The 19,118-nt window shown below is 68.1% G+C and carries 26 protein-coding genes; 4 read left to right on the top strand and 22 right to left on the bottom strand.

Annotated features, from left to right (window positions below; all coding sequences use genetic code 11):
- Nucleotides 1-105 precede the first annotated feature (105 nt).
- From ABT324_RS28110 to ABT324_RS28020, 19 genes are all read right to left on the bottom strand, one after another.
- Nucleotides 106-510, bottom strand: a complete 405-nt coding sequence (locus ABT324_RS28110; RefSeq protein WP_351183561.1) for an SsgA family sporulation/cell division regulator — start codon at nt 508-510, stop codon at nt 106-108.
- Nucleotides 510-2,081, bottom strand: coding sequence for a DNA cytosine methyltransferase (locus ABT324_RS28105; RefSeq protein WP_351183559.1), 1,572 nt, complete (start codon nt 2,079-2,081; stop codon nt 510-512). Before ABT324_RS28105 ends, ABT324_RS28110 begins: the two co-directional genes overlap by 1 nt.
- Before the next feature lie 98 nt (nt 2,082-2,179).
- Nucleotides 2,180-2,473 carry a hypothetical protein gene (locus ABT324_RS28100; RefSeq protein WP_351183557.1) on the bottom strand — a complete coding sequence of 98 codons (294 nt, stop codon included), beginning with the start codon at nt 2,471-2,473 and terminating at the stop codon, nt 2,180-2,182.
- Nucleotides 2,470-3,246: a DUF5131 family protein gene (locus tag ABT324_RS28095; protein WP_351183555.1), complete on the bottom strand. Its 777-nt coding sequence runs from the start codon at nt 3,244-3,246 to the stop codon at nt 2,470-2,472. Before ABT324_RS28095 ends, ABT324_RS28100 begins: the two co-directional genes overlap by 4 nt.
- On the bottom strand, nt 3,243-3,557 hold the full coding sequence (locus ABT324_RS28090; RefSeq protein ID WP_351183553.1) for a WhiB family transcriptional regulator: 315 nt from the start codon (nt 3,555-3,557) through the stop codon (nt 3,243-3,245). Before ABT324_RS28090 ends, ABT324_RS28095 begins: the two co-directional genes overlap by 4 nt.
- A gap of 145 nt (nt 3,558-3,702) precedes the next feature.
- Nucleotides 3,703-3,993: a hypothetical protein gene (locus tag ABT324_RS28085; protein ID WP_351183551.1), complete on the bottom strand. Its 291-nt coding sequence runs from the start codon at nt 3,991-3,993 to the stop codon at nt 3,703-3,705.
- Between the two features lie 311 nt (nt 3,994-4,304).
- Nucleotides 4,305-5,084, bottom strand: coding sequence for a metal-dependent hydrolase (locus ABT324_RS28080; RefSeq protein WP_351183549.1), 780 nt, complete (start codon nt 5,082-5,084; stop codon nt 4,305-4,307).
- 273 nt (nt 5,085-5,357) lie between these two features.
- The gene (locus ABT324_RS28075; RefSeq protein WP_351183547.1) at nt 5,358-7,424 is read right to left on the bottom strand and encodes a hypothetical protein; all 2,067 of its coding nucleotides are present in this window, start codon (nt 7,422-7,424) and stop codon (nt 5,358-5,360) included.
- Nucleotides 7,425-7,543: 119 nt separating this feature from the next.
- Nucleotides 7,544-7,837 (bottom strand): hypothetical protein, encoded by a 294-nt coding sequence (locus tag ABT324_RS28070; RefSeq protein ID WP_351183545.1) that lies wholly within the window; start codon nt 7,835-7,837, stop codon nt 7,544-7,546.
- A gap of 105 nt (nt 7,838-7,942) precedes the next feature.
- A complete protein-coding gene (locus ABT324_RS28065) occupies nt 7,943-9,058 on the bottom strand; it encodes a hypothetical protein (protein ID WP_351183543.1) in 1,116 nt (371 codons plus the stop codon).
- A gap of 104 nt (nt 9,059-9,162) precedes the next feature.
- Complete coding sequence (locus tag ABT324_RS28060; RefSeq protein WP_351183541.1) at nt 9,163-9,648, bottom strand: hypothetical protein; 486 nt, start codon at nt 9,646-9,648, stop codon at nt 9,163-9,165.
- Between the two features lie 13 nt (nt 9,649-9,661).
- On the bottom strand, nt 9,662-10,087 hold the full coding sequence (locus ABT324_RS28055) for a hypothetical protein (RefSeq protein ID WP_351183539.1): 426 nt from the start codon (nt 10,085-10,087) through the stop codon (nt 9,662-9,664).
- Nucleotides 10,084-10,446: a hypothetical protein gene (locus tag ABT324_RS28050; RefSeq protein WP_351183537.1), complete on the bottom strand. Its 363-nt coding sequence runs from the start codon at nt 10,444-10,446 to the stop codon at nt 10,084-10,086. The genes ABT324_RS28055 and ABT324_RS28050 overlap by 4 nt, the downstream gene beginning before the upstream one ends.
- Nucleotides 10,447-10,450: 4 nt before the next feature.
- Nucleotides 10,451-10,708: a hypothetical protein gene (locus ABT324_RS28045; RefSeq protein ID WP_351183535.1), complete on the bottom strand. Its 258-nt coding sequence runs from the start codon at nt 10,706-10,708 to the stop codon at nt 10,451-10,453.
- Nucleotides 10,709-10,791: 83 nt separating this feature from the next.
- Complete coding sequence (locus tag ABT324_RS28040; protein ID WP_351183533.1) at nt 10,792-10,983, bottom strand: hypothetical protein; 192 nt, start codon at nt 10,981-10,983, stop codon at nt 10,792-10,794.
- Between the two features lie 81 nt (nt 10,984-11,064).
- The gene (locus ABT324_RS28035) at nt 11,065-11,295 is read right to left on the bottom strand and encodes a hypothetical protein (protein WP_351183531.1); all 231 of its coding nucleotides are present in this window, start codon (nt 11,293-11,295) and stop codon (nt 11,065-11,067) included.
- Entirely contained in the window at nt 11,292-11,549 is a 258-nt protein-coding gene (locus ABT324_RS28030; RefSeq protein ID WP_351183529.1) for a hypothetical protein, read from the bottom strand. The genes ABT324_RS28035 and ABT324_RS28030 overlap by 4 nt, the downstream gene beginning before the upstream one ends.
- Before the next feature lie 136 nt (nt 11,550-11,685).
- Nucleotides 11,686-12,777, bottom strand: coding sequence for a hypothetical protein (locus ABT324_RS28025; protein ID WP_351183527.1), 1,092 nt, complete (start codon nt 12,775-12,777; stop codon nt 11,686-11,688).
- A 630-nt stretch (nt 12,778-13,407) separates the two neighbouring features.
- Nucleotides 13,408-13,662 carry a hypothetical protein gene (locus ABT324_RS28020; RefSeq protein WP_351183525.1) on the bottom strand — a complete coding sequence of 85 codons (255 nt, stop codon included), beginning with the start codon at nt 13,660-13,662 and terminating at the stop codon, nt 13,408-13,410.
- A gap of 129 nt (nt 13,663-13,791) precedes the next feature.
- On the opposite strand from ABT324_RS28020, the gene ABT324_RS28015 reads away from it, so the two are divergent.
- Nucleotides 13,792-14,550 (top strand): GntR family transcriptional regulator, encoded by a 759-nt coding sequence (locus ABT324_RS28015; RefSeq protein WP_351183523.1) that lies wholly within the window; start codon nt 13,792-13,794, stop codon nt 14,548-14,550.
- On the top strand, nt 14,547-15,068 hold the full coding sequence (locus ABT324_RS28010; protein WP_351183521.1) for a GNAT family N-acetyltransferase: 522 nt from the start codon (nt 14,547-14,549) through the stop codon (nt 15,066-15,068). Before ABT324_RS28015 ends, ABT324_RS28010 begins: the two co-directional genes overlap by 4 nt.
- A 139-nt stretch (nt 15,069-15,207) precedes the next feature.
- Here the strand turns inward: ABT324_RS28010 and ABT324_RS28005 are convergent, their stop codons facing one another.
- Genes ABT324_RS28005 through ABT324_RS27995 form a run of 3 tightly spaced genes read right to left on the bottom strand, consistent with a single transcriptional unit; the run spans nt 15,208 to nt 16,792 of the window.
- On the bottom strand, nt 15,208-16,077 hold the full coding sequence (locus ABT324_RS28005) for a helix-turn-helix domain-containing protein (RefSeq protein ID WP_351183519.1): 870 nt from the start codon (nt 16,075-16,077) through the stop codon (nt 15,208-15,210).
- Complete coding sequence (locus ABT324_RS28000) at nt 16,074-16,592, bottom strand: DUF6879 family protein (RefSeq protein ID WP_351183517.1); 519 nt, start codon at nt 16,590-16,592, stop codon at nt 16,074-16,076. The genes ABT324_RS28005 and ABT324_RS28000 overlap by 4 nt, the downstream gene beginning before the upstream one ends.
- A 5-nt stretch (nt 16,593-16,597) precedes the next feature.
- Complete coding sequence (locus ABT324_RS27995; RefSeq protein ID WP_351183515.1) at nt 16,598-16,792, bottom strand: hypothetical protein; 195 nt, start codon at nt 16,790-16,792, stop codon at nt 16,598-16,600.
- Nucleotides 16,793-18,126: 1,334 nt separating this feature from the next.
- On the opposite strand from ABT324_RS27995, the gene ABT324_RS27990 reads away from it, so the two are divergent.
- Together ABT324_RS27990 and ABT324_RS27985 are read left to right on the top strand one after the other, a co-directional pair.
- Nucleotides 18,127-18,348, top strand: a complete 222-nt coding sequence (locus ABT324_RS27990) for a type II toxin-antitoxin system Phd/YefM family antitoxin (RefSeq protein ID WP_351183513.1) — start codon at nt 18,127-18,129, stop codon at nt 18,346-18,348.
- Between the two features lie 295 nt (nt 18,349-18,643).
- Nucleotides 18,644-19,118, top strand: a 475-nt coding sequence (locus ABT324_RS27985; protein ID WP_351183511.1) for a hypothetical protein, incomplete at its 3' end; no start/stop codon positions are given.

The following is a 19,118-nucleotide window of genomic DNA, read 5'->3' as shown; positions in this document are numbered from 1 at the left end:
CGACGATTTCATTCAATACTGAAACAACAGTCTTGATGAAACACAAAAACCCCCTGGGGTTCCGCCGAGCTGTCGGCGGAACCCCAGGGGGTCGGCGGTGCTGGATCATGTCAGGAGGCGATTCCAGTCGAGCTGGTGCTGCTCCTCGCCGAGCGGGACGAGGCCGAACATCTCGTCCACGAACTCGTTCAGCGACGGATCGAAGGCGCAGAAGACGAGGTGGATCTCGCGGTGTTCCGCGTCGCGCAGGCTCAGCTGCAGTTCGAGTGCGTTCTCGTCCCAGTCCGCGACGATGGCCGCGCCGGGAACCGGATCCGGTGCGGCCATCGGGTCCAGGACCTCGCGCGGCAGCAGCCATGTCGGTCCGCCCGCGAACTCCAGGGCCACCACCAGCGGGTCGCTGGTGGTGTAGCGGAACGACACAACGACGCTCTGCGCCTCAGGATCGCAACGGCAACTGGGGCTGAATGTCATCGGCTCGCTGGTGATGGTGGTGTCGGAATCCTGCATCAGGTCTCCTTGGTGGTGTGGCGGGAGATGTCCTCGCCGGTGACGGCCTCCACGAGGGCGCAGCCCAGCAGCTCGGAGACCGGTGGGGTGACGGCGTTGCCGAAGCCGCGGACCTGCTTGCGTTTGCTGCCCTTGACCTTGTAGTCGTCGGCGAAGGCCATGCCGGCGGCGATCTCGCGCGGGGTGAGCATGCGGAACGTGCAGTCCTCGACCGCCGGGGTGTGGTGGTCGACGCTGATCAGGGCGTAGCGATCCTTGGTGGTCAGCGTCCCCATCGGTTCCGAGGTGCGGCGGGTGGTTCCGTTGGAGTAGTAGGACATCAGCAGCTGTTCCCGGCTCAGGTGCTCGGTGCCGGGCGGGGTGACCAGTCCGTGGTGGTAGCCGTCGGCGCTGAAGGTCGCCAACGGCTGGTCCACGCCGTAGCTGGACCGTTTGCTGCCGCCGCCGCGCAGGGTCGTCATGAACGGCGGCAGCACCAGTGCGGTCTCCTGGCGGCAAGTCTGTGTCCGCAGCGGCTCGCCGACCGAGTACGCCCGGCGGCCGGCCCGGGAGGTCAGCGGTACAGCCAGTGGCGGGATCACCAGCCCGTCGGTTTCCCGGGTGGTGCGGGTCGGCATCGGCTGGCCCACCGACACCGCGGCCTGACGCCAAGTGCCGCCAGCCGGGGCCAGCAGCGGGCGAGCGTGCTTGGCAAGGCCCGCCCGGATCCGTTCCAGCGTGGCGGGTTTGAGCGGCTCCTCGCGCTCCCCGATCGTGCACCCCGGAGCCAGCGACCAGTCGATCGCCCAGGACGCCGGCATGGCCGCTGGCTCGACGATGCGGTTGCGGCACGACACCCGCGGGCACCGGTAGAGGTACTGGCCGCCACGGCCGTAGCGGCCCATGTCCACGCCTGCCTGCTTGAACACCTGCAGCGCGTCGACGAACTCGCCGCAGTCCGGGCACCAAGCCCGGGGCCGCAACCACTTGTCCCAGTCCGGATCCCGGCCGAGCCGAGCCCACCAGTAGGCCAGGTACAGGCGGTCCCGGGACTGCGGCGCCCACCAGGTGGTGCGCGGTGCGGCGTGCATGCTGTTGAGAGCGATCAGCCGGGTGCGGTATCCGGCCAGCTCGATCCGGCGCCGGAAGTGCCGCCACTGGTCCCAGCGGCGGCACTCCACGACGTTCTCGATGACCCCGGCCAACACCGGTCGGCCCCGCAGGATCATCGCCTCCAGGTAGCGGGGCACCTCCTGCATCAGCGCCCGCGCCCGCGTAACGTTCGGGTCCACGACCTCTTCCCCGAACAACAGGCCCTGGGTCGTGCGGTCGAAGTCCCGCCGCACACCGCGCGCGTTGGACCACGGCGGGCAACTCGGCGAGGCCCAGAACAGATCCGCCGCGGGGAAGCGGGCGATGTCGGTCTTGGCGACATCGCCGCAAAAGTGGTCGGCGGCGGGGAAGTTCATCCCGTGAACCTCCACCGCCAGTTCGTCGTGATTAGCGGCCATCACCAGCTCAACACCCGGCACCGCAGCAAAACCCTGGGAACTGCCGCCCCAGCCCGCGAACTCGTCATACAACGTCAGCATCCTGCGCCTTTCGTGAACGACGGAACCGCGCCCGGCCCGACACCGGGCTGGGCGCGGTGAGACATCGGCACCACCGGTTCACCGGCGGGCCTGAGGGTTCAGTCGCCGAACGGAAGCCCCTCCAGCGCCGCACGCGCGAGGTACTCCTGGGCCCTGACGTGTTCCGAGCACAACGCCCGGCCCTTGATCAGAATCCACCCCTCGTACTGCAGCGTCAGCTCGTCGATCTGATCGGTCGGGCTGCTGAACAGCACCGGCACGCTGTAGTGGCTGCCGTCAGGGTCGAAGGCCAGCTGCAGCGCGTCCTTGTCAAAAAGGAGCGCCGGGCACTGGCCTCTGGTGGTCTCCCCATCGCAGCGCAGGACCACGAAGGAGTACGGTTCCCAGCTCATCGCCCACCCCCCTCCTCCCCGAACAACAGGCCCTGGGTCGTGCGGTCGGAGTCCCGCCGCGCACCACGCGCGCCCTTTCCGGCCGTGGGCATCTCCTCCCAGGTGTGGTCATCGAGCACTCGCCCCGCGTGGGCAAACCCGACCTGACGCATGATCTGCCGGTGTCCCACCTGACCCACCAGCCGCTCGGGCGGTCGGACCGGAGCCCAGGACCCCCAGCCGATGAAGTGGAACGCCACCCCGGCCGCGGTGCACTGGTCGCGTAGCGCGCGGGCCCAGGCGGGCTGCAACGGTCGGGAAGCTGGACCGATATCACCACCGAGCAGCAGCCAATCGAGCGCCTGCGCCGCCTGCCCCAGATCAAGCGGGCCCACCAGCGGCTGGGCCCAGACAAATCGCACTGCCGCAGGGATCGCCAGCAGGTCCGGGACACGCAGAGTGGCCTGCTCCTGGTCCCGCACGCCGACACCGACCCACACGTTCGGCAGCGGCCAGGGCAGGTCAGCGGTCCCGCCCTCGCGGGCCGCCCGGGACCGCACCAAGTCACCAAACCCCGGGCTGGTCAGCAGCGACCGCATCCGATCGTGCCCCTCCCAGGTGGTCACCTGGAAGGTGTGCTGCGGCAAGGTAGCCATGACTGCCCAGACCTCGGCCACGTCAGCAACCCCCGAGGCCACGTCGAACAGGTCCGGGACCACAACTACGTGGCGCGGCGTTCGCCACCGTCGCGGCTGCGGCATCGCGAAGGGCTCCCAGGTGGTCCACTCAGTCACGGCTGTTCCTCTCCGAGGTGCGGGCCAGGACCCGCGCACCGCGCACGGCGTGGGTGGCTCACGCCGAGCGGGGTGCGGCGCTGGAGCACACGCCGCTCAGCGGCGCTCATCCCGCCCCACACCCCGGCGTCCTGCCCCGTTGCCAGGGCCCACTCCAGGCACTGCGCGGCCACCGGGCAGCGCTGGCACACCGCCTTGGCCGCGGCGGTCTGCAGCACGGCCGGGCCGTTGTCCCCGACGGGGAAGAACAACTCCGGGTCCTGCTCGCGGCACACCGCCTCATGCCGCCAATCCCTCTGCTCCCTCTGCATAATGGAAACTCCTCTCCAACGGAGGGTGGGCCGGATCTTCAGGGGCGCCTCGGCTGTGGAAGGTGGAGCCGCCCCGGGGGATCCGGTGATCGAAAACAAAACGGGCCCACCTGAATGAGGTGGGCCCGTTTTGGCCTGTTCTGCCTCACAGCATGGTTCGGTACTCCTGGGTCATGTCCCAGACGTGCGTGAGCCGCTTCTCGGCGCGGCTCAGCAGCACGCCGCGCTCCTGCTCGTCAGCCGTCTCGTACGCCTCGGTGAGCAGCACCGCGGCATCCTCCAGGTTCTCGTAGCCGCTGATCCCAGCCACGTTGAAGTTCGTGGCCGCGCAGTTGAGCTGGTCGATGAACGAGGGCAGGTCCCTCGCGGGGGGCTCCTCCGCGACGAAGGCGATGTCCTTGGCGTGACGCAGCAGGTCCTCAACGGTGGTCGACATGGGGTCTCCAATCGGTCGACGCCGTCGTAGCCGACGGCGAGCGGACTTGGCAGGGCTGAGTGGCCCAGAAACCGGTCGCCTCACCCCTGAATCGGGGTGAGGCGACCGGTCGAGTGCGACTCAGCGCTTCTTCTGCCCGCCGATGAACACGCCGTTCTCGTCGTAGTTGTCCGGGTCGTTGTGGTAGTCGTCGTCATCGCAGATGATGCACCTGATCACCATGTTCAACTCCTGTCCTTGAGGAGGGCTGTGGCTGAGCAGCCCACAGCCAGCACGGAGCCCCGGCGCGGCGCCGTGCTGGCGAGTGCGGTTCAGCGCTCGACAGCGGTGAGGACGAGGTGGGTCAGCACCGTCCAGGCGCCGGGCAGCGCCAGCACGCACCCGGCGGCCAGTGCGGGAAACACCACGCACTGCTCGGCGGCGCGGCCGGTGCGAAACCTCACGACGGCGGGAGGCCGGATCTCGTACCAGGTCTCCCCGGCGATCGGGATCGGCCACAGGATCGGGCAGCCGGACTCGGTGAGCGCATCCCCGGCGTCGTGAACGAGGCAGCCGAGGCTCACCGCGATCCACAGCCAGTCGCACAGCCCGTCGCTGACCACCGCCAGTTCGGTACCGACGATTCCGTTGAGCACAACCGGAATCCAGGCCAGCGCACCGGCGGCGAAGGCGACCAGCGCGATCATGCCGAGCCGGTCGACGGCCAGCAGCAGCCCGAAGCCGATCCACGCCACCACCGCGACCAGGCCGCCGAGCTGGGTACTGGCCCAGCACACCGCGCCCAACAGCACCGCGAACACGGCGGTGTGGGTGAAATGCCGGTGCGTACCGTCCCCGCGTGCGGCGCGGGGTCCTTTCGTGCGGGCATACAGCCACGCCGAGACAGCGCGCAGCAGCCGCGACAGCGTGCCGGTGTACACCCCGAGGCTGCGCGATGCGGTCGCCCGCGGGTGATCCAGGTCTGGCACCAGGGCGTACCCGGCGGTCACCGCCGCGAACGGCAGCACCTCCACCGCAGTGTGCAGCCCGACCAGAGGCCCGGTTAGCAGTCCGACCAGGGCGCCGGATAACGCGTGGGTGCGGCCCATCATGCCGCGGTCCTGGCCGCGGTCCTGTGCTGTTCCGTGATGCGCATCGTCGGTGCCTCCTGAGTGGACGGAACTGAGTTGCCGGTGGTCACCACGACGCCGAGCACCGCCGTGGTGACCAGGTGCCGACGCTGCTGGGCGGCGAACCACCTCGATCGGTCGACACGGCCCCTCCCAAGGACAAGTGGGCAAAAGGGGAATGAGGTGTGGGCTGAGCTGCCCACAGACCAGCCGTCCCACGCCGACGGTGGCGCGGGGCGGCTGGTCGAGTGCGGCTCAGACCTCGTAGACGCCGCGGGCGGTGTTGCACACCTCCCCATCGGCGACGAGCTCGGACAAAGCCTTGTCCACGGTCTTCTCCGCGAACTGCGGCAGGGCCGCGATGATCTCGGCCCGACGGGTGGTGCCGCCCTCGATCAGGGCCAGCACGCGGGGCCTGCACTGCTCACCGGAGGACCGCGACCCGCCCTCCTCCGATGTGCTGGCACCGAAACCGCCGCGGGACTGCCGACCGCCAGCGCTGCCCGCGGCCGAGCCCTTCTTCTTCTTCTCGAACTGGTGGCTACCGCCGGGCCCGACGACCCACCGTCCGTTGATGGCGGGCCCGAGGATGGACTCGATGGCGGCGACGTCGACAGGGTGCAGGTCGGGGGTCTTGAAGAACGTCTCGAACGCCGTGCTGGTGCGGTACGGCGGGGTGAAGTCCGGGTCATCTTCCAGGTCGGAGTCGGTGGGCAACCAGTCCCACAGGGCGGGGACGTTGCGGCGCCCGAGGCCGACGTGCACCGCGAAGCCGGGGATGGTCTCGCCGTGCTCGTCCACCGGCAGGTCGCGGGGCTTGAACTCCAGCCCCGGCACCAGGTCGTCGCTCTTACTGGAGATCCGGAACGCGACGACCTGCTGGGCGAACGCGGAACGGACGCGGTCCCCGCCCCAGTAGCTCTCGTGCAGGTACTGGTTCATCCCGGCGATTGGGATCCCCAGCGAGCGCTGGATGTTGGCGAACTCGCCCCAGGCGTTGGCCCAGGCATGGTCCTTGGCCATCAACCCGACCTCGTCGTGCAGGGTGAACAGCCCCGGGAACGAGGCGCTGGGAAGCAGCAGGTCCTTGCCGTTGGCCGTAGACCACGCCGAGCGGTGGGCACGCAGCGCATCCATCAGCTGCGGTGCCTTCGACGCGGCTTCCTTGCCGATGATCGCCACCCGCGCGACGCCACGCAGCGCCGCACTGGAGTTGCCCTTGGGGTCGATGTAGATCAGGTTGAACAGCCCCGAGGACATCACCGAGGTGACGATGGTGTTGGCGGCGGCGGACTTGCCGCCGCCGGAGTCGCCGACGATCATCAGGCGCTTGGAGCCCTTGTGGTCGAAGATCTTCACCCCGACCTCGCCGGAGCCGTCGATGTAGCGGCCCAGGCCCTCGACCCGGCCGTTGTTCCACCGCGGGCCCGACCACAAGCGTGGTTCGGCGACCGGGTCGGTGGTGATCACCGTGAGCTTGGCGGTGTCGGCCCCGCCCCTCTTCCCGCCCTTGGTGCGCGTGGGCGGCTCGATGACCAGGTCAGTCCGGTCGATCTGCAGCCCCGAGGCGACATACATCGCGTGGTTCATCAACGCCTCGTAGGTCTGGTCGCCGGAGACCAGCTGCACGGTGTAGGAGGTGGTGTACTCGGTGTCCTGGCGGTCGGTGAGGTAGGACCCGGCGAACCGCTTGTTCGGCCCGCCCAGGTTCGCCTCCCACAGCTCCGCGAGCAGATCCGGCTCCGGTGCGGCGGTCTTCGCCGACTCCGGCACCACCTCGGTTGCGGTGGCGATCTCGGTGTCGGCGGGTTCCCAGAGGGGCTCGATGCCGGGGCCAACGGGGTGGGCGTTCCACCAGCGGGCGCCGAGCACGACGGTGCCGACCAGCAACACCAGCGTGTGCCACCAGGACCAGCCGGTCATCCCGCACCAGAAGGTGAACCCCGCGGCGGCGGCCGCCCCGGCGGCGATGTCGGGGATCCAGCGGGCCTCGTCGCGGGCCTTCCACGCGGCGATGAACCCGATCGCCAACGGCAGCCCGGCCACGGTGCCAGCCACCGGCGCCGCACCGACCCCGGCGGTGGCGAACAGCGCGGTGAAGCCCCACGACATCGCGCCCAGACCGGCGGTGGTGGCCGCGGCGGTCCACGGCCAGCGGCGCAGGCTCGCCCGCTCCAGGATCGCCGCCCGGTGCTCCGGCGGAACCGCAGCACTCGCCTGGGGCTTGACGGTGGTGGTGGTCGCCGAGTGCGCCGCGGTCTGCTCGGTCGCCCACCGCCGCTTGGCCCGCGGCATCTTCGGCATCGACACGGTCATGCTCATGGCCTTCTCCCAACAAGGCTCGGCTGCAAAGCGTGCAGGTGGTGGTTGACCGGCCACAAGAAAACCCAGCAGTCCCACCAGGTCTGCTGGGTAATCACGCCGCCGGTGTGGCCGCCAGCTCAGGCGCCTTCGACCTCGGTGACGGTGCGCTTGCTGCCGACCATCTCGTTGGCCTGGTAGGCCGCCGCGACCTCCTCGGCCAACCCGAACTTCTCGCCCAGGCTCAGCAGGGAGTCGTAGGCCGCGCCGATCTTGTCCCCGGCCATGGCCAGCTGCTCCAGCCCGGACCAGCCCTCGGACTCGAACTCCGCGCGCATCGCGGCGTTGTCGTCGGCGATCTCCCGCAGGTCCTGGGCGGCCTGGCACAGACCGTCCTTGATGTAGGCCGGGGTCGCCTCGGTCGTGATGTCCATCACGGATCCTCTCAACATCAGGTGGAAGATGGGGCTGAGCTGCCCACAGACCACACCGCCCCACCACCCGCTGGAGGATGGTGGGGCGGTGTGCTCGAGTGCGGCTCAGACGCGCACGAGCTTGTCCTTGTCCGGCGCGAACGGTGCCGCCTCGTAGGCCCGGGCGACGTTGCCGCCCTGCTCGCGCATCGAGTTCGCCACGTCCCGCATGATCCCCGCGGCTTCCCCCAACGACCCGGCGATGTCGGCGGGCGGCCCGGTCACCTCCACACCCCACCCGTCGGTCGCCAACCGCTCCGCGAACACGGCCAAGTCCTGGTTGTAGGAGTCGATGTCAGCGGCCTTCTCGTGCAGCCTGTCCGCAGCGGCCTCATACATGCCGGTACCTCCAGAAGTAGTGGTGCTGGCCGCCGTGGTGGCAGCCAGATCGGTGGACTTCTCAGCAGCGCTCTTGGCCTGCGCGGGCTCGGCGCTGGACTCGGTCTGGTCACCGTCCTTGACCGCCTCGTCCTGCTGGGCGGAACCAGGCGGACCGCCCAGGCACTTGTCGCACCACTGGCACCGGTCCGGCTCGATGACGCTCCGCTTGTGGCGATTGACCTCGCCCTCTGGCGCCATCACGCAGAAGTGCGGGTCCTTCTTCGCTCGCTCCAACCACGGGTCGATCTGCTCAGCCGGGCCGTCGTTCTGGCCCTTCTTCTCACGAGCCTGGTCGAGGCTCGCGACGTTCTCCGGCAGCCGCTCCTGCTGCTCGGGCTGGGGCTCGACCACCTGGCCCTCAACCTGCTCCGGCGGGTCGACCAAGCCCTTGCGCACCCGCAGCTCCTCGAGCTTCTGCTGCTGCTTGCGCAGCTTGGCCTGCTGCTTGATGTGCCACCGCTCGTCCTGGATGCCGGCGCCGTGCTCGCGGTACCACGCCGTCCGCCGCTGGTGACGGCGGTTCATCTTGTCGACCGCCTGCGCCGCGGTGTTGGCCTTCCAGGCCCGAAACACCTGACGGACCGCGCCCGGCTGCTTCGGCGGTTTGTCCTTCTTCGGCTTGCGCGGCGGACGCCCCAGCAATCCGGCCATCTTCGAGCCGAACCCACCGGATTCCTGTCTCGACTTGAACTTGGTGATCTCCGGGGGCTCGGTCCCCTTCAAGATCGCGATGGTGTTCTCCACACCGCCCTTGACCACACGGGCGATACCGAAGATCACCAGCCAGAGCACGAACTCCATTGCCTGCTCCATTCGGTGAAATTGGGGGTGAGGGCGTGCGCCGTCCGGGAATCGAACCCGGCACACCGCCGTTCGCGGGTGAACCGTTCGGCGCTGCCGCGCCCTCAGGAGGGCAGCGCGGCGGTGATCCCGGAGTGGACGGCGCCGATGGCGCCGTCGGCCCAGCCATAGATTTCGGGCAGCCCAGCCACCGCGGTGCCGGCCAGGGCGAACCCCAGCAGCCAGGCAATCTGCTTGACCTTGGCGACCTTGGACTTGCCCTTGGACTGCAGCCCGGAACCACCCTTGCCCGCGTACTTCCAGACGAAGATGAACAGGACCAGGAAGATCAAGAATCCGAATCCGGTGCCCACCAGCTGGGCGGTCCAGCGCTCGGTGAACGACGCGGCCGCGGTCGTCGCGCCCGCCAGGCGCTGCCCGAGCCACCCGCCGGCACCGCCGCCGACGCCGAAACCTCCGATCACCGCCAGCCAGATCGCGGCCTTGGAATTCTGCGGGGTCAGCAGCTGGAGCACGAACGAGATCAGCAGCAGGCGACCGCCGAGCCCGAGCATGCTCGAGGGCAGCAGCCACGTGAAGATCTGTTCCATCGTGGACAACCTCCTACAGGGCGTAGCCGAGGATCAGCAGCACCGCCAGGGCGATCAGCACCCGGCTGGGCTTGCGGGACAGGTGGATCAACGCGACCGCCAGCAGCCCCGCGGGCAGGCACAGCAGGATCACGCCGAGCAGGTGCGCGGAGCGCCACTTCGAGTTGGCCGTCCAGTCACCGTGCAGCGAGTACTCCACGATCTCGGCCAGGGCGGGCTGGCGCTGGCTCCACATCCCGGGCAGCTTGGTCAGCGCCTCGGCCAGCCCGGCGTGGATGCGGTAGGGCAGCGGGGGCTGCGCCTCGGTGCCCTCCGGCACCTCCAGGTCATCCACGCCGGAGATCAGCCGCAGCTCGGGCCGCTCCGGCACGGCCTGCTGGTCCTCAGGATCCGGCGCGGTCGCAGCGGCCGCAGCCGCCTGGGAATTGCTCATGGTCATGCTGCCTCCTTCCGTTCTCGTCGTCGCCTCGCGCGGGCCTCGATGTCGAGGACCCGCCGAGCGTGCTTTTCCTGCGCCTGGTGCAGCTCGGCGACCGCGGTGCGCAGCGCCGCCAGCAGCGGCCCGAACGACGGCTGTGTGCCGGGCGGCTGGTGCGAGCCGGGCGCCGAGGCCGCGCGCAGCGCATCGCAGAGCACCGCCAGCCGCTCCCGGTCCGTCCTGGCCTTCGCGAAACCGCTGGAGAGCCGAGCACGCTGCGCGGCCACCCGCGCGAGGGTCTTGTTCGCGACGGTGACGCGGCGCCGCGGCGTGTCCGCCCCAGCGGCGCGCCGACCGCGGCGCGCGGCCTCAGCACCCACTTCCTCACCCCTCCCGGTAGCGCAGCAGGACGTCGTTGGTGTTGCCGCCCTCGCAGACCAGCAGCGTGTAGTCGTGCAGCCACGGCATCCGCTCGATGTCGTGCTCGATCTCCTCCTGCGCCGCGCGGGCGGCCATCGCCACGAAGTGCCGGGCGAAAACCTCGCACGAGCTGGGGTGCTCGGGGTCCAGGAACACGTCCACCAGCTCGCAAAACCCGCCGTCGTGGGCGTTCTCCAGAACCAACCTGATCCGGCGCCGCAACCGCGCCCCTCCCTTCCCTGTCGTGTGCGGGCTGAGCAGCCCAGAACCAGCACGAACCACGCGTTCGTGCTGGCGAGTGCAGCTCAGAGCGCGCTGACGTCGGTCACCAGCTCACGCGTGCGGCGGTCGTAGACGTCCACGCCGTGGGCGATGGCCTCCACCACCACCTCACGCGGCTCGACCGCCCAGAACCCGAGGTCGGTGTGCACCTCGTACCGGCCATCCCCAAGCCGCTCCACCACGACCTCGTCATGCCCCTCGTGGATCTCGCACATGAGCAACCTCCTCACCAGGCAACGGGCTGAGCAGCCCACAACCCGGACATCCCGAGATGGAGATGTCCGGGCGACTGCTGCTCAGAACGCATTCGGCAGCACCAGCAACGCGGCGATCACCAGCAGAACCGCCGTCATCTCGATCAGCACCAGGCGCCGGTCCCGCCGCTGCACCCGGTCAATCTCCTGCCCGGCGTGCTCCACCTCGTCAGCCCTCGGCACCCGACCCCCGGCCACCTGCTCCAGCGCGACCTGCGTGATCCGCGCCGACATCGCCTTCACCGCCGCCTCGGTGGCCTCCGGGTTCATCACGCCACCTCCTCGGCGTGCGCGACCTCGTAGGCAGCCATGTAGGACCGGTGCGGCTGCCAGCCGCCGAGCGCGTCCTTGGTGCACCACTGCCCGAAGGCGTTAACGGCCAAGACGCGGCGCTGCTCGGTGACGGCGGTGGCCTCCAGCAACGCGTTGAGCGACTCCGCCAGCCCCTCGTGGACGAGGGTGTCGCCGAGCAGATCGGTCGGAAGATCGGCGGGCGGAGCCGCCGGTATCGTGGTCGGTGCTGACACGAGGACCTCCTCGTAACAAGACGAACGGCCCGGTAGGCAGACCGGGCCGTTCGCACGTTTTCGGTTGGAAGATGAGCCGTCCGACTCCCACACCACCCGGGACCTTCAAGCCCCGGGTGGTGTGAATACGGGCGGATCAGGCCAGGCCGAGTTCCTTGCGGATCTCCGGCAGCCAGTTCTTGATCGTGGTCTCCGACGCCGGGAGCTTGTAGCCGGCGTCCTTGAGCACGTCGCGCAGCGGCGCGAACGTGGCGGCCTGGTACGCGATGCCGTAGGCGATGCCGACCTGCTTGCTGGCGACCTCACCGCGTTTGGGCTTGGGCAGCGCCGCGATCCGCGCGTCCTGCTCGGCCTGGGCGGCATCGGCCAGGGCCTTACGCTCCGAGGCTGCCTTGGCCTCGGCCGCTCGCTTGCGTTCGGCTTCCAGCCGTTCCCGCTCGGCCCGCTCGGCCTCGGCTTTTTCCCGGCGTTCCTGTTCCTGCTTCTGTTCCAGGTAGACGCCCAGGGCGGTGCCGAACAGGTGGATCAGGATGGCCAGGATGATCGGGACAGCGATGCTGTAGGCGATCATCGCCAGCGACTCGCCGCTGCCGGGATGCTGCTTTGCGTAGAAGGCGTGGCCGTCCATGTTCAGCCACACGCTCAGCACCGTGGCCAGGATCAACAGCAGCCGCCCGGACCGGACGAACAGGTAGTGCCGGGACAGGGTGCCGAAGATCGCCGCGGCCGTGGCGGCGGCGTCCAGCAGCAGCGGCCCCATCAGCGCGACCGTCCCGGACCAGCCACCGGCCTTGATCAGCGGCAGCGTGATCTGGAACGACAACGCGAACGCGATCACCGCGACCGGGACCAGGAAGACCCCAGCGGTGACCACCGCGCTCTTGGGGACCTCAGCCTCGATCTTCTCGCCGAGCAGCAGCCCGACCAGCGTCGTCCTGCTCGCCTTCGGCGTCTCCGTCTCGTCCGCCGGTTCCGCGTCCTGCTTGACCGGTTCGACCGGGACCGGCTTCATGCGGATCTCGGTGCGCGGCGGCGCCGGCACGGGCATCGGCATCGCTGTGACCGTCACCGACCGGGAGAAGTCCGGGCCGGGCTCGTCCTCGGGCTCGTCTTCGATCTCGTCGGTGACGGCCGGGAACTGGTCGGTGTCGGTGTTGACCGTGGCCGGGTGCAGCTCCCGCACCTCCGCCAACGGCCGCTCGGAGTCGACGCTGGCCTCCTCGATCACGGTCTGATCGGGTCGCCTCGACACGGCGTGCTTGGGAACGATCAGGCCCCCATGATCAGTGAAGGCATCGGGCTCGACGCCTCCCAGGGTCAGGGCAGGCGCACCGTCCCGAGCAAGGGAGGCGTACATAGTGGTGGTCCTTCCTACTCATCCCACTGGATGTGGTTCGTGATCCTCCCGCAGACGCCCACCAGCCCGATCACCACTCGGTGGTGATTGTGATCTGGTGAGCGACCGGCAAGCCACGAACACGGGCTTGCGGCTTGTGGCTGTGGTGATGACCTCGCAGGTCATCCCCCGGGTTGGGGAGCCATGACGCACCAGCCCCCGCGCGCTGAACGCGTGGCGGGCGAGCCGTTGCGGTACGTCCTTCGCGGGCCACTCCGGTGGATCTCCGGCCAGGCTCACCGTGGTATCCGCAGCGCGCGATGGCTACGGACCTGCGACGAACAGGGCCGGGGTGCTGGGCTCAGTCCCGCTGTATTCACGACTTCAAAGAACAAGTGGTGCTTCGGCTGCTGGCGTTCCAGTGGCCTGACCAGCGCTCGGGGGATCCGGGGGCATGAGTTCCCCGAGCGCTGATCCGGTGCTGGAGCGGCACCGATGAGAGCGCGCTCGACCTGCCGGGGGTCAGGCGGCGGCGCGCTGCAGCTCGGGCGGACGGAGCTGGGAGGCCGGGATCGGCAACGTGATCACTGGGGCGAGAGCGACACCGGCCAGCACCTGGCGCTCGTAGATCTCCTCGACCGAGTCGACCGAGCGGCAGAAGTCCTCGGCGAAGTGATCGGCCAGCTCGTCAGCGAACGCCGGGACCTGCTCCAGGTGCATCAGCACCTCGACCATGTCGCGATCCACCTCAACCCAGTCGATCGTGCTGCCGATCATCGCTACCTCCACATGTTGTTCCAGTTGTTCCCGTACTACCTGTTGTAACAGGTGGACTGAATGAGAATGTAGTAACAGGTATGCTCCCCGTCAACAGGGAAACGAAGCCAAGACGCAGAAGGGGCCCGGATGAACCAACAGCCGCTACACACAAAAGTGGCCGATGACCTGCGCAAACAGATCAGCAGCGGCGACCTGGCACCTGGAGAAAAAATTCCCTCAGAAGCAGCGCTCGGAGAGGACTACCAGGTCAGCAGGGTGACCGTGCGGCACGCTCTTCGGACCCTGGAGCAAGAGGGCTTGATCGTCGCGAAGTCGGGGGTCGGCCGGATCGTGAAGGTCACCGAGCCGATGGTGTACCGACCCCAGGCCGAGCGAGACCCACGGATCTCCTCCACCCTTGACCGCTACATGTCGTACCTGATCAACCAGGGACGAACACCCTCGCAAACGATCGAGATCGCAATCGAGCCTGCTCCAGAGCCAGTGGCAAGACGGTTTCGCATCGAACCGGGGACCTCGGTGGTCGTCCGCAAGCGGATCCGCTGGCTAGATGGTGAACCGTTCAACATCAACGACACGTACTACCTGCGGGAACTGGCTGAAGGGACAGAGGTCGCGGACCCGGCCGACATCCCCCGCGGCTCGAACACAGTGATCGAGGAAATCATCGGCTCGGAAGTCTTGGCGATCGACGACTTCTACGTGCGGATGCCCACCCCGGATGAAGCACGCCGGCTCGAAATCGGCGCGGGAACACCGGTGGCAGTGCACTACGTCACTGGCCTCACCGCTGACGACAAGATCGTCCGCGTGGAGTACTTCGTCCTACCCGGCGATCGCCACATCATCCAGTTCGAGCGACACCACGGTGGAGCAAACCGATGACCATCACGATTCGCCAAGCCCGCGATGAACGCGATGCCGACGTGGTGGCAACGATGTGGACTGAGGTCAGTGAATGGCTCGCGAAGCAGGGCACCGACCAGTGGCAGTACCCGGTGCGGATCGACGCGCTCAAGAGCAACGTGGCAGCTGGCAGCGTCTGGCTGGCTGAGGACGATGGGGAGCCGGTCGGCACCATCACGATCGACCTCAACAGCGACCCCGGTCTGTGGAGTTCCGCGGACCTGGCCGATGCCGTGGTCATTCACCGGCTCGTAGTCAAGCGCAGCCACGCAGGCCGTGGCATCGCCGCGAAGCTGCTCCAGCACGCCGAACAAGTCGGCCGCCGGCTGGGGCGCCACTGGATCCGGCTGGATGCGTGGACCAACAACACCGCGTTGCACGACTACTACCGCCGGATCGGCTTCAGGTTCGTCCGGAAGGCCAACACCGAGCAGCTTCCGTACCCGGCTCGGGAATCCGCCGTGCTCTTTGAACGCCCGATCCCGCATACCTGCTGATCAACGAAGTCCTGCGACGGAGGGCGCCCTCGTGTGAGGGCGCCCTCCGTCGCATCGCCCCCGTCTCGCTCTTGAGTTGTCAAGGTACCCGAGCTAGTCGATACCTCTATTCGAGAAACCGACTAGCTCGGCGCGTGACTCATGACGAGGTGTCCCGCGTGGAAATCTCCTGGAGCCAAGCAACGAGGTCATCGCCGGTGACGGCGGAGTGGATCAGGGCAGAGCAGTGCTGCACGTAGTCGGTGATCTCTCCGGTGCTGCGGATGGAGAGCCCTCTGGTGACGGTCTCGGCGAGTACCACAGCGCTGGCGTCGACGTCTGGGTCGCCGATGATCGCGTAGGCGTGGTACTGGTGCGGCTCGACGGGTGATGTCGTGTCGAACGGGACCGCGCCGAGCGTCACGTTCGGCTGACGAGCGAGATCGACAAGGCGGTCGAGCTGTGCTCGCCATTCGCCTGCGGTCAGCAGACGCCGCAGACGGCGGTGCAGCGCCGCCTCGGACATCACCAGTTCGAACCGTTTGCCCGCAGTGTTCAGCACCTCCTGCCGGGCGAGTCGAGCCTCGACCACGGCATCGACGTCCTCATCGGCGGAGGTGACGTCCGACCTGCCGAGTTGGAACATCGCCTTGGCGTACGGGCCGGTCTGCGCTAGGCCTGGGATCACGTCGGAGCTGAAGACCCGGATCACGCTGGCGGCGGCTTCGAGTTCGCGGATCTCGGCTTGCTTGCGGCGGCGGCCGGGAGCAAGTTCGCGGCGCCACTCGGTGAGCTGCGCGGAGAGCTGGCCGGCGATCTCCATCAGGTGCCGACGGAGGTCGGGGTCAGCGCGCACAGCGGCGCACCATGCCTCCACATCTGGAGGTTTGGGCAGGGCGGCGCCTCGTTCGACGCGGCTCACGCGGGACTGCGACCAGCCGAGCTGCTTCGCGAGCGCGGTCGTGCTGAGCTCCGCGTCCTGGCGCAGCCCGCGGAGTACCGTGGCGAGTTCGTGTCGAGCGTCGGTCATGCGATCAGCCGTGGAGCATGGCGGGCGAGGTATTCGTCCAGGGGGATGGAGTGCTGCAGCGCGAGGGCGCGGAGCCCGCGGTACGCGCGAGGCTCGGATGCCTGCTCCGCGCGCAGGAAGTGGCCGTCCCGGTCGTAGTGCATGAGGACTGGGGTGTCGTCGAACAGCCAGAAGTCCTGATCGAGCTTCGCTAGCTCGGAGTCCCATGCGCGGTCGGCAACGTAGATCCGCTCGCCGGCGCGGGCGTTGGCCTGGTAGCCGTACAGCTCCCACTCGCTGTACTCGGTCAACGGATGATCGAGCAGGCGCACCCTGATCCACTGAATGCCAGCGGCGGTGGTGTCGCGCAGGTGTGCCAGCCAGGGCGAGGTCTCCGGGCTCGGCAGGGCCCGGTCGCCTCGCCGCCAGGAAGCAAGGTCATCGGCCTCCTGTGGCACGAGGTACTGCGGCAGGGTCTCCAACCGGAAGCGCGTCTCCGCCCGCTCGGCGATGGCCGCGATGTCGGTGACGTCCATGCCTTTCACCTGATCTTGGCGTCGGCGACGATCTGCCGCTTGATGCGAACTGCGATCTCGCCGTCGGCGAGCGGGACGGTTCCCGGCTCGACGGGATGGCCCACGACCACCAGGTGCTCGGAGTCGCTGTCATCGGCCCACACGGACGGGCAGGTGTACCCGTCTCGACACGCTTCGTCAACAGCCAGCCGACGCCACATGGAGATCTCCCTCCGTTGTTAGTCGATAGCTCAGTGTGATGGAGCGACTAGAGCGCGTCAACCCAGCAGTCCACGAAGTCGACCGACCACACCGCACCTGGAGAAGGGCCTCCGCAGCCACTCGAATCCGCCATCGCGCTGATGGCTGAACGCGGGTTCACCGAGCCCCTGGAGACCTTGCTGTGAAGCGAACCTGGCTCACCTGCTGCCCCGGCTGTTGGCCCGCCACTGACAGCCTCCTAGTTGGCCGGGGATCTGACCCCTGAAGTGACCTACCAGTTGGCCCTCTGGTTGGCCCCCGGATTGGCCGGTCAGTTGACCCCTTGTTTTGGCTGGTCACACCGCGTTTCCTTGCGGCTCTCGCGAGGGGCCAATTTGCAGGCGCCGAACAGGCCAATCAAGGGGCCAACCGGAGGGGCCACAACGGCCGGTTGCCGAGGGGCAATTCGAGGGGCACGGCGATCATCCAAATCGAAGGTTTCCTCACGCTGTCCAGCAGGGGTCAACAGCCGAGCCAACTCGAGCCAACTGAGGTCAGCCTCAAGATCATCAGCTACCCGATTTCATGATCTCGTTCGCCCAAGTCGAGTTGATCAGATCGGGATTCGATCAGGCGGCAGCTCCCGCAGTCACGCATGCCTTCGACGAACGATTCCTCCAGGGCTCGGTCGTACTCGAATGCGCAAAACGTGCGTTTCATGCTCTCGCGGTCGCTCAGCGACCCCCGATCGGCAGAACCGGTAGCCCGTAGGGAGGGCGGAGCCAACCGAAGCTGGCCAGGACCACCTGCTTCGAGATCTATTTTCGCTGGTCAAAGCAGGTTTGTTGGCAGTGAATCATGGAAACGTGAGACCAATCACACGCGTCCGCAGTTGTTCCTGCCCACGGCCCGAAACCGACCAGGCGGTCTGTTAACCGGCCGCGAACGGCGGCTTCGCCGATCGGGAAGTGGCCCGTTTGCTGAACCGAGCGTGACGGGCGGACCACTTCCCTCCTTCCCGATCGGGATCGACGGCGGATCGGGGCCTGGAGGACGCAACCGTCACGCGCGCGCACGCGCGCGTAGGGCGCCGCCAGCGTACAGCGGAGAGCGCCGAGGAGGGAAACCGGGCGGGAAACACGGAGAGTGAACAAATCTCGGCCCGTCCGCGCCGCTCCGGCAGTCGAATCCCCCACGCACTTGTGCATGAAACGCACGTTTTAGCGAACCGCGATGGCCGTTGACGCAGGTACTGGTGGTGTTGGTGGTGCTGGTGCGACACGTGTGTGTCCTGTTGCGACGAACTAGCTACTTCCTGTTAAGGTTGCGCCAGGTGTTCACAGGGAGGGCTGAGATGACCACCGTGACCAGCGAGCAGTTCAACAAAGACCGCAGCGCGATCTTGCGGGACGTTCGCAAGCGCGGCGAGGAGTTCGAGGTGGTGTTCCACGGCAAGCCAGGCGCCGCGATCATCCCCGCAGCCCAACGACAGGCCGAGCGCGACGAGCTGGAGAGGCTTCGGCGCCAGGTTGCCGAGCTGGAACAGCGACTTCGGGAGGCAACGGCCTTGACCTAGATGACGACTGGTGCTGGGTGGCCGCTGGCGGATCATGGCCGGGCTGCGCCACCCCAGATGAGCACCTGAAAGACCCCAGACAGCACGAAAGCCGCCCTCAAAAAGGTTTGGCGACCCGGGCGGCTTCGTGATGAACCAGAGCCCCCAGAAGAAGCGCTTTCGCGTTTCCCCTGGAGACGTTTGCTCCGTGGAGGAGTGTAGTCGACTCACGCACAGCCGCAGAAGGGCTGGTGGGGCGAAACACGATGACTCCGAAGGGGTGACGGGGCTCCAGATCCGCGAAGGAGACCACCCCGTGGCTCAGCCACACGACGAAGCAACCCGCCCCGTCCGGGGCCGCGCAGGCGAGTCGCCCGACCGCATCGAGCTGCCGTTCTGGCTGGACGCCTGCCTCCTGCTCGCTCCGCCACTTCGGAACGGCAAGATCCGTTCCGCCCGGCACGCCATCTACCCGGTCGCTCGCGCGTTGATGGCTGACCGGATCAACGCCCGCGGCGACGAAGCCGTGCGTCTGGACCGCACCGCGCTCGCCCGCTGGGCTGGGGTCGCCCACGCCCAGAACTGCGCGTGGATCTTCAAGTACCTGGAAGAGATCGGGTTCCTGGAGATCCAGCGCCACTACGCAGCGACCGGGCAGAAGCCGGACACCTTCGACGTGTTCACCACGCCGCCAGCGAACTACGTGGGTCCGTTGACGTACGCCGAACTGGACATGGCTCTGCGGCAGCAGTCCACTGGCCAGCAGGTCCGGATGTTTGCGCAGGTCAACC

The sequence above is a fragment of the Saccharopolyspora sp. NPDC000359 genome, from assembly GCF_040300525.1.
Lineage (GTDB): Bacteria > Actinomycetota > Actinomycetes > Mycobacteriales > Pseudonocardiaceae > Saccharopolyspora.
Note: the sequence above shows the minus strand (reverse complement) of the source record. Positions and strands in the feature narration are given on the sequence as shown.

Excerpts from the sequence above, each read along its gene's own strand:
- ABT324_RS28015 (WP_351183523.1), top strand. The coding sequence starts at position 13,792 with ATGAACCAACAGCCGCTACACACAAAAGTGGCCGATGACCTGCGCAAA.
- ABT324_RS28000 (WP_351183517.1), bottom strand. The coding sequence starts at position 16,592 with ATGGACGTCACCGACATCGCGGCCATCGCCGAGCGGGCGGAGACGCGC.
- ABT324_RS28100 (WP_351183557.1), bottom strand. The coding sequence starts at position 2,473 with ATGAGCTGGGAACCGTACTCCTTCGTGGTCCTGCGCTGCGATGGGGAG.
- ABT324_RS28010 (WP_351183521.1), top strand. The coding sequence starts at position 14,547 with ATGACCATCACGATTCGCCAAGCCCGCGATGAACGCGATGCCGACGTG.
- ABT324_RS28055 (WP_351183539.1), bottom strand. The coding sequence starts at position 10,087 with ATGACCATGAGCAATTCCCAGGCGGCTGCGGCCGCTGCGACCGCGCCG.
- ABT324_RS28070 (WP_351183545.1), bottom strand. The coding sequence starts at position 7,837 with ATGGACATCACGACCGAGGCGACCCCGGCCTACATCAAGGACGGTCTG.
- ABT324_RS28085 (WP_351183551.1), bottom strand. The coding sequence starts at position 3,993 with ATGTCGACCACCGTTGAGGACCTGCTGCGTCACGCCAAGGACATCGCC.
- ABT324_RS28105 (WP_351183559.1), bottom strand. The coding sequence starts at position 2,081 with ATGCTGACGTTGTATGACGAGTTCGCGGGCTGGGGCGGCAGTTCCCAG.
- ABT324_RS28005 (WP_351183519.1), bottom strand. The coding sequence starts at position 16,077 with ATGACCGACGCTCGACACGAACTCGCCACGGTACTCCGCGGGCTGCGC.
- ABT324_RS28090 (WP_351183553.1), bottom strand. The coding sequence starts at position 3,557 with ATGCAGAGGGAGCAGAGGGATTGGCGGCATGAGGCGGTGTGCCGCGAG.
- ABT324_RS28065 (WP_351183543.1), bottom strand. The coding sequence starts at position 9,058 with ATGGAGTTCGTGCTCTGGCTGGTGATCTTCGGTATCGCCCGTGTGGTC.
- ABT324_RS27990 (WP_351183513.1), top strand. The coding sequence starts at position 18,127 with ATGACCACCGTGACCAGCGAGCAGTTCAACAAAGACCGCAGCGCGATC.
- ABT324_RS28075 (WP_351183547.1), bottom strand. The coding sequence starts at position 7,424 with ATGAGCATGACCGTGTCGATGCCGAAGATGCCGCGGGCCAAGCGGCGG.
- ABT324_RS27995 (WP_351183515.1), bottom strand. The coding sequence starts at position 16,792 with ATGTGGCGTCGGCTGGCTGTTGACGAAGCGTGTCGAGACGGGTACACC.
- ABT324_RS28060 (WP_351183541.1), bottom strand. The coding sequence starts at position 9,648 with ATGGAACAGATCTTCACGTGGCTGCTGCCCTCGAGCATGCTCGGGCTC.
- ABT324_RS28080 (WP_351183549.1), bottom strand. The coding sequence starts at position 5,084 with ATGATGGGCCGCACCCACGCGTTATCCGGCGCCCTGGTCGGACTGCTA.
- ABT324_RS28110 (WP_351183561.1), bottom strand. The coding sequence starts at position 510 with ATGCAGGATTCCGACACCACCATCACCAGCGAGCCGATGACATTCAGC.
- ABT324_RS28040 (WP_351183533.1), bottom strand. The coding sequence starts at position 10,983 with ATGTGCGAGATCCACGAGGGGCATGACGAGGTCGTGGTGGAGCGGCTT.
- ABT324_RS28020 (WP_351183525.1), bottom strand. The coding sequence starts at position 13,662 with ATGATCGGCAGCACGATCGACTGGGTTGAGGTGGATCGCGACATGGTC.